Annotated in this window: 11 protein-coding genes; 2 read left to right on the plus strand and 9 right to left on the minus strand. The window is 39.1% G+C overall.

Annotated features, from left to right (window positions below; all coding sequences use genetic code 11):
• Nucleotides 1–595: 595 nt before the first annotated feature.
• From AC0IWE_RS09215 to AC0IWE_RS09235, 5 genes are all read right to left on the minus strand, one after another.
• A complete protein-coding gene (locus AC0IWE_RS09215) occupies nucleotides 596–1,756 on the minus strand; it encodes an efflux RND transporter periplasmic adaptor subunit (RefSeq protein WP_471792845.1) in 1,161 nt (386 codons plus the stop codon).
• 10 nt (nucleotides 1,757–1,766) lie between these two features.
• Entirely contained in the window at nucleotides 1,767–6,143 is a 4,377-nt protein-coding gene (locus AC0IWE_RS09220; protein ID WP_471792846.1) for a CusA/CzcA family heavy metal efflux RND transporter, read from the minus strand.
• A gap of 113 nt (nucleotides 6,144–6,256) precedes the next feature.
• Nucleotides 6,257–6,574 (minus strand): DUF6660 family protein, encoded by a 318-nt coding sequence (locus AC0IWE_RS09225; RefSeq protein WP_055911619.1) that lies wholly within the window; start codon nucleotides 6,572–6,574, stop codon nucleotides 6,257–6,259.
• Between the two features lie 141 nt (nucleotides 6,575–6,715).
• A complete protein-coding gene (locus AC0IWE_RS09230; protein WP_471792847.1) occupies nucleotides 6,716–7,276 on the minus strand; it encodes a DapH/DapD/GlmU-related protein in 561 nt (186 codons plus the stop codon).
• A gap of 71 nt (nucleotides 7,277–7,347) precedes the next feature.
• Entirely contained in the window at nucleotides 7,348–7,896 is a 549-nt protein-coding gene (locus tag AC0IWE_RS09235) for a lipocalin family protein (RefSeq protein WP_471792848.1), read from the minus strand.
• A 143-nt stretch (nucleotides 7,897–8,039) separates the two neighbouring features.
• Between AC0IWE_RS09235 and AC0IWE_RS09240 the strand changes: the two genes are divergently transcribed.
• Together AC0IWE_RS09240 and AC0IWE_RS09245 are read left to right on the plus strand one after the other, a co-directional pair.
• The gene (locus AC0IWE_RS09240) at nucleotides 8,040–8,894 is read left to right on the plus strand and encodes a hypothetical protein (RefSeq protein WP_471792849.1); all 855 of its coding nucleotides are present in this window, start codon (nucleotides 8,040–8,042) and stop codon (nucleotides 8,892–8,894) included.
• Between the two features lie 200 nt (nucleotides 8,895–9,094).
• The gene (locus tag AC0IWE_RS09245; RefSeq protein ID WP_471792850.1) at nucleotides 9,095–9,250 is read left to right on the plus strand and encodes a hypothetical protein; all 156 of its coding nucleotides are present in this window, start codon (nucleotides 9,095–9,097) and stop codon (nucleotides 9,248–9,250) included.
• A 106-nt stretch (nucleotides 9,251–9,356) separates the two neighbouring features.
• On the opposite strand, the gene uraH is transcribed toward AC0IWE_RS09245, so the two are convergent.
• From uraH to AC0IWE_RS09265, 4 genes are all read right to left on the minus strand, one after another.
• Nucleotides 9,357–9,764, minus strand: coding sequence for a hydroxyisourate hydrolase (gene uraH, locus AC0IWE_RS09250; protein ID WP_471792851.1), 408 nt, complete (start codon nucleotides 9,762–9,764; stop codon nucleotides 9,357–9,359).
• 67 nt (nucleotides 9,765–9,831) lie between these two features.
• Complete coding sequence (locus tag AC0IWE_RS09255) at nucleotides 9,832–10,320, minus strand: heme-binding protein (RefSeq protein WP_471792852.1); 489 nt, start codon at nucleotides 10,318–10,320, stop codon at nucleotides 9,832–9,834.
• Between the two features lie 51 nt (nucleotides 10,321–10,371).
• Nucleotides 10,372–10,944 (minus strand): Crp/Fnr family transcriptional regulator, encoded by a 573-nt coding sequence (locus AC0IWE_RS09260; protein ID WP_471792853.1) that lies wholly within the window; start codon nucleotides 10,942–10,944, stop codon nucleotides 10,372–10,374.
• A gap of 42 nt (nucleotides 10,945–10,986) precedes the next feature.
• Nucleotides 10,987–12,045, minus strand: a complete 1,059-nt coding sequence (locus AC0IWE_RS09265) for a Kelch repeat-containing protein (RefSeq protein ID WP_471792854.1) — start codon at nucleotides 12,043–12,045, stop codon at nucleotides 10,987–10,989.
• Nucleotides 12,046–12,125 lie beyond the last annotated feature (80 nt).

Here is a 12,125-nt window from a genome sequence, read left to right on the forward strand (position 1 = left end):
TTACAATGAGCTTTAATGGATAAGTAGAAATTAGGGGTGGTATAATCAAGGTTAGGAAGTAAAAACTGACGTATTAAAGTGCATTAAGATTGGCATTGAAGTTTGGTATGATGATTTAATGATGGGTCCGATTCGAGCGGAGCACAGTCGAGAAATCTTTTAAAGTTGCACAGAAACATGTTCAAAGATTTCTCCACTTCGGTCGAAATGACGATTCGACTAATATTTAATTCACCGGTCGTCATCCTCGCGCAGGCGGGGATCTTACAACTCAGGCAATATTTAAGCATTAAGAATTCCCAATCAACCCAATAGCTATCTGGTGGGAATGACGATTACACGAGGATTTATCGCTTTTTCCGTTATTTCGAGAAAGCGCAGCGCAGCCGAGAAATCTTTTAAAGCTGCACAGAAACACGTTCAAAGATTTCTCCACTTCGGTCGAAATGACGATTCGACGAGGATTTATCACTATTTCCGTCATTTCGAGCGAAGCGCAGCATAGCCGAGAAATCTTTTAAAGTTGCACAAACATGTTCAAAGATTTCTCCACTACGGTCGAAATGACGGTTACGAGAAATGAAGAGTTGTTCAATTAGTGTCCTTCCTCCTCTTCGTTTTTAACTTTGCTCAATAAATCATAAGCTCCTTTTACCACTATTTTCGGTTTGGGAAGTGCTTCTGCAAATGATACCTGAGTAAAGCCATTTTCTGATACATCTGTTTTCACCTCTATCATTTGGTAATGAAAGGCTGATTTTGAAGCAGATTTTTCTATAAATACATATTTTTTACCTTCAAATTCAACAATAGCGGCATCGGGCAAAGCTTCTACCTTATTGGTACCACTTTCTACATAAGCTTTGAGGTACATGCCAGGCAGCAGTTGCGTATCTTCTTTATCAAGGTGGCAATGCACCTGCACTGTACGTTCTTTACTAATTTCCCTGCCGATCAGGTGCACGGTAGCCATGCGCTCTTTATCTTCGTTCGCTAAAGTAAACCGCACTTTTTGGCCAATTTTTAGTTTGGGTACATCTTTTTCGAACACGGTAAGTTCTGCATGTAAATGTTCGGTATCGGCAATTTTAAAAAGTTCATCCGTAGTACTCGCGAAAGCACCGATATTGGTGTTTACTTGTGTTACGTAACCTGCCATAGGCGCATAAAGGTTAAAAGTTTTTAGAATCTCACCTTTCTCAAGCGCAGCAAAACTGATGTTTATAAGCGAAAGTTTAGACCGCTGACCAAGCAATCGGGCACTTACACTTTGGTATTCGCTCCGGGCTTTTTGCAATGCTTTTTTTGAATTTACGTTTTCTTTTGCCAGTTCTTCCTGCCGATCTAACTCTTGTTTTAAAAATTGCAGCTGACTTTTATAATCCAAATAATCCTGCTGCATCTGAATAAATTCGGGATTTTGCATTACAGCAACCAAAGCACCTTTTTTTACCTTCATGCCCTGGAGCATATCCGTGCTTTTTACAATGCCCTCTAGCGGTGTAGAGATTGAAACCAAACTTTGGGGAGGCAAATCGAGCATCCCGTTTACTTTTGTTGTTCCGCTTAATGCTTTAAGTTCAATCTCGCCAAGGGTAATGCCGGCAAGTTTGTGCTGCTCTGGCGTTAAAGTAACCATATCGTTCTCTTGGTGAACGGGCTCTTTTTCTACTGCATTTTCCTCTTTGGGGCTTCCGCATGCTGCAAGGTAAAACGTTACCACGATTAGAACAATATATTTATATATGGATTTCATGTTTATTATTTTATAATGATTTAAGGTCACCAGTCAAAAATTCGATATGGTTAATGCTTTGATTAACCTGTAACAAAGCCATCAGGTTGCTTTCATAAATAGAATTTACCTGTTTAAGGTTTAGCAGATATTCGGAGTATCCAATTTCACCATTCTGGTAGGCAATTCTGCTGTTTTTTAAGATTAATGCCGCATTGGCAAGTGCCGAAGTTTGGTAATAACCGTAACGCTGTTGGTTTTTAAGGTATTCTTGAAGCACCTGTTGAAACTGTCCTGTTAATTTAAGTTCTTGCAATTCAAGGTCGGTGGTGGCGATATCTTTACTTATAGCCGCTGCTTTTGCCTTTGCCGAAAACGATTTGTAAAACAAGGGAACAGCTAGTCCAAGCTGGAAACCCTGGAAACGTTTATTTTGATTAAAATACACTTCTGAGCCATTCACATTTTGGAAACCGGTAAGCGATTGGTTAAAGTAGCCAACTGTAATATCTGGCAATGCTTTTGCCAACTCTATCTTTCGTTGTTTATCGGCAATAACGATTTGTTGTTTAAAATAAGCCAATAAAGGATTTTCCTGAACGGATAAACTGTCAGTCAAAGTGATCATTTTTTGCTCCTTGAGGGACTTTTCGGCAATTTCTTTAATTGGCCCTCCAATAAGTATACTTAGCTGATTTTTGTAAATTTCGATGTCGGCATTATTTTGTTCCAATTGGTTTTGCACATCTTTCAACTGTGTTTCAGTAGCTACTTTTTCTAAAAGATTGCCTTCTCCAGTTTTATATTTTAACGAGGCTGATTTAACAAAGCCCTTGTAAATACTATCCTGTTGCTGTAGCAGTTTTTCTTTAGTGTTGAGGTATTGAAGGTTGGTGTAAACGGTTTTTACCTGATAAATTAACTCATTTTTTGTAGCAGCAACCTGAAACTGACCTGCTTTAATGCGTTCATCACCCAAAGCTGCATTGGCTGTAAAAAATGTTGGAAATGGAATCGTTTGAGAAATGGTAAAGTTTTTATCGTTTTTAACCAAACTATTATATTGTCCGTAAAGCATCGAAATATCCGTTTTGGGCATTTCGAAAGCTGTTTTTTTTAATTGCTCTTGTAAACCTACGTTGAGGTTTGCACTGTTTATGGTTTTGTTTCGCTCAAGCGCAGATGAAATGGCCTGGTTTAACGTAATATCAGTACTTTGTGCCTTAACGGATGGTAATCCAAAAAGAAACATTATCAAAACAAGCGCCCCCGCAAGTGAAGATGTACCGCGTTTTCTTGTTCCTATTTTATCTACCCAAATGTAGAGGATTGGCAATACCAATAGGGTAAGTAATGTGGCCGAAAGCAGGCCGCCTATTACTACCGTTGCCAACGGACGTTGTACTTCGGCCCCACTCCCGCCAGAAATTGCCATTGGTAAAAAGCCAAGTGAGGCTACCAAAGCGGTCATAATTACAGGGCGCAGCCTTATAGTGGTTCCTTTTTTTATAATTTCGATGATATTTGTCATTCCTTCTTTTTTTAAGCGGTTAAACTCGCTGATCAATACAATTCCATTGAGCACTGCTACACCAAAAAGTGCGATGAAACCGATACCTGCAGAGATACTGAAAGGCATCCCCCTGGCCCATAGAGCCAGTATGCCACCTATTGCAGATAATGGGATAGCTGTAAAAATTAACAGCGCATGTTTAATTGATGAAAATGTTAAGTAGAGTAAGAGCAGGATGAGCAACAATGCCAATGGAACAGCAATACTCAGCCTTTTATTTGCCGCCTGAAGGTTTTCGAACGTTCCGCCGAAGGTTGGATAGTAACCTGGCTCAAATTTAATTTTGCGATCTATTTTTTGCTGAATTTCTTTAACAATGCTTTCTACATCCCTGCCACGAACATTAAAACCGACAGTAATACGTCGTTTTGCATCATCGCGCTGAATTTGGTTTGGCCCTTCCTTATATTGGATATCAGCCAGCTGTTCTAAAGGGATTTGATTGCCATTGGGTGCAGTTACGAAAAGGTTTTTTACATCTTCCAAAGATTGCCTGTTCTCCTTTTCAAGGCGCACCACCATGTCGAAACGTTTCTCACCTTCAAATACAAGGCCTGCTACCTCACCGGCAAAACCCGAGCGGATGGCGGTATTTACATCTTCAATATTTAGCCCGAATTGTGCAATTTTATCCCTGTGGAATTTAATAATCACTTGCGGTAAGCCTGAGGCCTGTTCTACATAAATATCCTGAGCACCCTCTATTTTACCTGCAATGGCACCGATCTTTGATGCATAACTGCCCAACTTGGCAAAATCTTCACCATAAACTTTAATTACAACATCCTGTCGCGCACCCGTCATCAACTCGTTAAAACGCATTTGAATAGGTTGCTGAAAGCCAAAAGTTACCCCCGGAATATACTGTTCTAACTTCTGCTGCATTTTTTCGGCAAGTCCATCTCTTGATGAAGCACTCGTCCAATCACTTTTATCTTTCAGGATAATGATTAAATCGCATGCTTCAACAGGCATTGGATCGGTTGGAATTTCACTTGAACCAATCTTCCCGATTACTTCTTTTACCTCCGGAAAGTTGGCTTTCAATACCTTTGCTGCCCGTGTTGAGGCCTCGATGGTTTGCGACAAACTGCTGCCAGTTAATACCCGTGTTTCTACAGCAAAATCGCCTTCTTCCAAAGTGGGGATAAATTCTGCCCCAAAGTTGCTGAAGATAACCAATGAGATTGCAAATAGCGTTAAAGCAATACCTAAAACTACAAGTTTTGCCCTTATCGCAAAATTAAGCATGGGTGTATATACCCGTTGAAGATATGACATGATCCTATCTGAAATATTTCTTTTGGTGCTGATGGTTTTATTCAGGCATAGGGCACTCATCATTGGCACATAAGTTAATGATAGTATAAATGCACCAAGAATGGCAAAAGCCACGGTTTGCGCCATTGGTCTGAACATTTTACCTTCGATGCCTACAAGTGCAAGAATGGGCAGATATACAATGAGGATGATGATTTCGCCAAAAGCGGCACTGTTGCGGATTTTAGAAGCAGATTCAAAAATCTCCGCATCCATTTCGTGTTGGTTTAAGCGGTTCTTATTTTTTCGAATACCCAGATGATGAAGCGATGCTTCTACAATAATTACAGCGCCATCTACAATCAGTCCGAAATCAATTGCACCAAGGCTCATCAGGTTGCCGCTTACGCCAAAAAGATTCATTAAACACACCGCAAAGAGCATGGCTAATGGAATTACAGAAGCGACTATGAGTCCGGCGCGAAAGTTGCCCAATAGCAAAACCAACACAAAAATAACAATCAGCGCACCTTCAGCCAGGTTTTTGGCCACAGTTCCTATTGCATTGTTTACCAGTTTTGTACGGTCAAGAAAAGGTTCAATTACCACACCTTCGGGGAGGTTTTTAGCAATTTGCGCCATCCTGGTTTTAACATTGGCAATTACCTTTGATGAGTTGGCTCCTTTAAGCATCATTACCACAGCACCTACAACCTCTCCTTGGTCGTTCCTCGTCATTGCACCATATCGGGTTGCGGCACCAATTCTTACTTCTGCTACATTGCGGATCAGTACGGGAATGCTATTGTTGTTGGTTTTTACAACAATGTTTTCAATATCTTCAATGCTTTTAATCAAACCTTCACTTCTGATGAAATAGGCATTGGGTTTCTTATCAATATAAGCACCTCCGGTATTCTGGTTGTTTTTTTCGAGTGCCGAAAATATATTACTGATGGAAATGTCCATACTCCTGAGTTTATCAGGATTAAGTGCAATCTCATATTGTTTAAGGTACCCGCCGAAACTGCTTACATCGGCAATGCCTTCTACACCTAAAAGCTGACGGCGTACAATCCAATCCTGAATGGTACGGAGTTCGGTTGCATCATATTTTTTTTCATATCCTTTTTTAGGGTGGATAACATATTGATAAATTTCGCCCAAACCAGTAGTTAAAGGTGCCACTTCTGGTGTTCCTATCCCCTTTGGAATGGCCCGTTCCACTTCGGCAAGCCTTTCGCTTACCTGTTGGCGTGCCCAATAAATTTCTACATTTTCTTTAAATACCACCGTTACTACGGAGAGGCCAAACCTGCTAAATGAACGAATTTCTTCAATTCCGGGGATGGTTGCCATGGTTTGTTCTACCGGATAGGTTACAAACCTTTCGATATCTTCGGCACCGTTGCTTGGCGAATTGGTAATAATTTGAACCTGGTTATTGGTAATATCGGGAAGTGCATCAATAGGCAATTGCTTTAGGGAGTATATACCCCAGGCAATTAACGCCATCATCATAATCGCCACCAGTAATTTCTGCCTGATGGAGAACAGTATTATTTTGTTCAGCATTGTTGTAATAAATCAAAAATTAGGAAATAGCGGCATAGCCTGGCACGTAACCTTATGGTTATTGCATAATGCCCACTAAACTAATGGCCGGGCCATGGTGAAGAAATTATTGATTAAACAAGTTTAGGCGGTTGCCAAACATCAACAGGCTGTTTTTTTAAATCGGAACAATAAAAGCCTGGGTAAGATTGCTGAAAAACGGAAGCCATAACAACAACATTTTTTTCAAGAGGAAAATGCCGGGCTACTGAGCAGCAGGCACAACTACAAAACGGCGGACACATTTCGCCTCCGGCATGTTCTCCCTTGGCTGCATCATGATGAACAACGGTTTCGAACTGGTTATTTGTAAGCATATCTTCCCTATCCTGACAAGGCGTAATACCCAGCAAGATCAGATAAAAAGAAAATAGCAATACAAAGTATCTCATTGCCAGCAAATGTAATGATTATTGGGGAAAGGGAAAAGTGGTTGGCGGAGAGCGGACCACATTGGGCGAGAGTGACTACCTTAATTAGAAAAGATTAAAAAGATATTTTCACTTTTTGCAATTAAAACAAGCTTTTTATGCTTAAATGTTTTTTATAAATTTTGCTGGTATGCCACCAACAACTGTATTTAGTGCAACATCTTTAGAAACAACTGCTCCGGCAGCAACAACAGCGTTTTCTCCAATGGTTACTCCAGGCAAGATTGTTGCCCCTGCACCTATCCAGGCATTTTTTTTAATGTGAATTGCTTTTGGAATTAATGTATGGCGATCTTCAATTGAGGTAGGATGACCTTCGGATAATACACTAACTTTTGGAGCGATAAATACATTGTCATCAATGGTTATTCCCCCCAAGTCCAGAAACACACAGTCGAAGTTGATGAATACATTTTTACCGATTTTAATATGCTTACCGTAATTTATATACAAAGGTGTGAACACATTAACCGTACTGTCGATTTCAGCATTTGTAATTTGACTCAAAAAATTTCTGATTTCTTCTGGTTCGGTGGCATTATTCATTTGAACCAAAAGTTTTTTTGTTGCATAAGAAGCTGCTAACATTTTATATGCATCCGGATCGTTTGGCGAAATGGCTTCTCCATTACGTAACTTTTCAAAAATATCTGTGTTGCTCATAATCGTATATCTATCCGGCAAAGATAGCGGTTACAAAAAAGTGATTAGTTAAATTAATGTCGCAAATCAATCTAATCCTGCTTAGTCCACACCAGTTTACTTGTATTATAACCTAAACTTTGGGCCTTTTTAAGGTAGGCGGCTTTAACTTCATCTGGTATCCTCTTATCACGGGAAAGAATCCATAGATAGCTTAAGTTATTTCCAGCAACCAATGCGTATTTATAATCGGGATCAAGTGCGATAACATTGTATCCGGCATAAAAAGGTCCAAAAAAGGAAACTTTCAAACGGGCACTTTCCTCTCCTTTAACCAGCTTTGCTTTGCCCACACTTTCTTTCCATTTCTCTTCAACAAAATTATAACCCTTGTTTACCACACGTATCGATCCGTCAGCATTTTTTGAATATTCAGCAGTTACATGATCCAGATTTTTTTCAAATTTAAAATCCATTCGTGCAATTTCATACCATTTACCCAAATAGCTATCGGTACGGAATGGACTAACGGCTACCGCCCCTTTTGGAATAGACACGCAAGCCGCAAAATTAACAGCCACAGCTGCTGCACCTATTCCGATGGCCAGACCGAGCTGCCATTTTTGAAGTTTAAATATCATAACCCAATTAACAAAATAGTAGCCTCCAGGTTTGACCATTTCTAATATTATAATACTTATTAAAGCAATTAGTGGCGGGTTTGACTTACAGTCACAAACAAATTCCTTTACTCGTTGTTCAACATAAATCTAAAAACACTCATATGGACCAAAAATACACTCCTGCCGGGCATGCCTCTGCTTCCAGCATTTTAATTACCCTTGGTATAGGCATCGTTGCTTCTTTATTACTTTCCATACTTTATATTATTCTGTCGCAATTGATTCCCAATATCTGGTTTATTGCAATATGTGCGTTTTCACTGGGCATGTTGTTAGGCTTGGCTATTGATTTGGGAATCAGAATAGGAAAAATAAGGAACTTAAAGGCGGCTGTGGTTATTGCTTGCGTTTGTGGTTTGTTGGCATTTTATGTGCAATGGGTTTTCTTCGACGCCGTAATGTATAGCCAAAAGGGTTTTACTTTTAACCAAAGTTCTGCTGAGCTTAAACAGTTACTTGCAGATATGGGCTTTTTATTTTTACATCCCGGTATTCTGTTTCGCGAAATAATGGCGCTAAACAACGTTGGCACTTTTAGCATTCAGGGAAGTGGTAATGTTTCCGGCATTTTACTTTGGATAATCTGGTTTGGAGAATTTTTAGTGATTATAGGCGGAAGTTTGGTTGTAGCTTGGAATGGACAGGTAAGCAAGCCTTTTTCTGAGTTGAATGATGCTTGGATGAAAGCCAGAACTCCAAATCCTCTTATTCCATTTGTTGCCGATAAGGACCAGTTTTTAAATGAGCTAAGAAATAAAAATTTTGAGATCTTAAAAAACCATCCTGATGCCATCAGACAGCCAGATTATGCAGAAGTGATCATTTATGAATCACAAGGCGACCCTACAAAATATGTGAGCGTTGTTAATGTTACGCCACCTTCTGGCAGAAATAAGCAGGTTAGAAAAAAAAGTGTATTCACCCATTATTTCATCGGGAATAATCCTCCGATATGATTAATCATAAATTGGGTAAATAATTACTGAATCTATTTGATAACGAGAGATTTACGTATAAGAGAATTTCCCAAACATTTTATAGCTATTCTAAAGTCGATATAACTAGGAATTATTTTCTTTTGTACTTTGAATGGCCGATAAATAAATATAAATTTAGGCATGGGCGAGCTGATTCGATCCATGATAACTTAAAATAAATGAACCAGAACCACAAACCATCATTTGGAAACGCAGAAAATAAATTTACTCAGCTATTAAGCTTTGAAACTTTAGCAGGAAATATTTACAAAAACGGACCAGATGAAGAAGAAGAAGATGACCAAAGTGACTCTGCCGGAGCTGCTGCCGGATAAATTGAAATAATGCTTTGCCTGGAAAAATCTAACATTCAATTTTTCCAGGCAGCAAATTAAGGTGCATATTTTATTAATACTTAAACGCAAGATTTAAAAATCTGATTTAACTCCCCCGGTAGGTAGAGTAGCCATAGGCTGAAAGCGTGATGGGAACATGGTAATGCTTTTTGTCATTTATTTCAAATACCACATCAATAAACGGATAAAAACTTTTGATTTTTTTATTGGAAAAATATTCCTGCACCAAAAATGTAAGCTTATAAATGCCTGTATTTTCCTGTCGTTGATCCAAAAAATCTTTAATTCTTCCTTGTTCATCAGTAACTTTTTCTGCAACAAAAGTCCACACTTTGGTTTTTGGATTCAACTTATTTAATTGAACTGTAACCCCGGGGGCTGGTAATCCTGTTGAAACATCCAATATATGGCTTGATAACTGGTAAGTTTGCTCCTGCCCATACGCAAGTTGGAGCATTGTTGCCAACAGGATACTTAAAATTATTCTCTTCATTTTTTATCTATTTTTGTTTATATCTGAAATTGCATTTAAAGCAGCTTTTGCAATTCTATCATCGTTTTCAGCACTTCCGCCTCCTGCCACACCAATACTTCCTACCACTTTGTTTTCGTACCACAAAAGGCACTCCGCCTCCAAGCAATAACAATTCTGGTAAATTGGCAAGGTTTTCACTGTCGTGGTCTTCCCTCACCTTCCTGGCTAGAGCAAGCGTTGCTATTTTGGTAGAGAGTGCCGTATAGGCTTTTCTACGGGCGGCCTCGGTATTATGTGGACCAACACCATCACCGCGACTAATCAATATGGTAACGCCGGATTGATCGAGAATTGCAATACTAACATCTTTTCCTAAGGTTCCTGCTGCATTTCTTGCAATTTCTGTTAAGGTATAAGCTGCTTTTAAGGTAAGCTGTGTATTTGATGTAAAATATAGATTGATAGGTAAAACTGGGTTTTCGAAGTGTTTTATATTCGCGGTTTTAACCTGGGCAACAATTAAATTGTTTAAGGAAATTAGAAAAAGCAGGCATAAAGGATACTTTATTTTCATGCAGCCAAGGTAACTCGCTATTTATGCAAAAACGTTGACCTGGGTCAACATTTACATTTTGGCTTTTATTCGGCTAAGCGTAGATGGTGATATGCCTAAATATGATGCAGCCATTTTATTGGATAACCGCATTAAAAAATCGGGTTGAAATTCAATCGCCCAACGCACTTTTTGCAGCGCATCGAAACCCTGGAAACCATAAATTCTTTTTTGTGCGTTGATAAATCCCTGTTCAAGTATTTCGCGGTAAATCATGGCAAATTGAGGAACGCTATCTACAAGTTGGAAAAAATGCTTGTGATTAATGTACAGCAGTTCTGATTTTTCTATTGCCTGAAGATATTCCTGAGCAGATTTTTGTTGAATGAAACTTGGTAATGCGGTACAGAATCCTCCTTTAAATCCAAAATATCGTGTAATTGGATTTCCATCATCACTATAGGTAAATAACCTTAAGCAGCCTTCGTTTATAAAATAATATCCCTTACATACTTCATCAAAACCAACAAGTATTTCATTGCGTTTGGCTTTTACAATTTTAAAGTGACTGCAGATTAAATTTAGTGTAGCTTCTGATGCCTCACTTCTTTCTGTAATAAAGTTTTTTAATAAACTGAACATCATTTATTATTATGGACATTGATAATTGGCAATTTATATACTACATTAAAATTTCTTGATGACAACGATTTTACTTATCAATGCAGCCTGTGATCCATCTGTTAGGGGTACAACCGTTCCATTTTTCCAATATTGCGCAAATCCTGAACCTCCATCGCGGTAGCCACCAACAAAAACATCAGAACCCGAAACTGCAATAGATAAACCAAAAGCACTTTCAGGTCCGTTGGATAAAATAACTGGAGATCCGTTTTTCCAATATTTAGCCATAATTGCACTATTCAAATTTGTAGTGCCTGATCCGCCAACATAAACATCATTTCCACTTACAAAAATCGAGTTTCCCCTCACATCCGGGGTACCATCGTTAATCAATGTCGGGCTACCTAAGTTTTTACTGTAGCTGGTTCGCGACTGGCCGGAGTTATTATAAGTTTCAGACCATAATAAATATAAATCGCTTCCAGATACTGTAATTGCCTGCTCTGAAGCACCTGTAGTTCTGTCGGTAAGGTCAAAAAGCTGGCCATTTTTCCAATATACTGTGATAGAGGTAAGCCAATCGAGGTTTCTCCGCTCGCCGATAACATAAACATCATTCCCAATTAGGGCTATCCCCGTGGCAATGGCCTGCTGTGTATCATTAGTTAAAACAACCGGCACACCGTTTTTCCAATACTTGGCCTGGTAGGTCGATTTGCCGGGTGCAATTTCCTGTCCGGCAATGTAAACATCAGTTCCTTGTACAAATATATCATTCGCAAAAGCATCACGGCTACCATCGGTAAGTGAGGTTGATACTCCGTTTTTCCAGTATTTGGCCACATATTTTCCTTGTGCATTAACTTCGTAACCAGCAATATGAACATCAGTACCAGCTATGGCTAGGGCATTAGCAGCAGATGAGCCGACACCACTACCAAAATTTACAGCTTTACCGTTTTTCCAGTATTTGGCTACATAACCCTCTCTCCCAGCTGCATATATATCAAATTGTGATGTAGGCGCAGGAGGATTTTCAACTGGCGTTTTCTTTTTGCAGGCCTGAAAAGAAAAAGTTAATGTGATTAAAAGGATTAAAGCTGTTTGTAAATGATGCCTCATATTTTCTGATTTTATTTGCTTGTTCAACAGCCATAAGAGGATATAGTTTCACATTTAGCCATTTATTTTAATATGTGGAG

This window comes from Pedobacter sp. AC402, assembly GCF_979252805.1.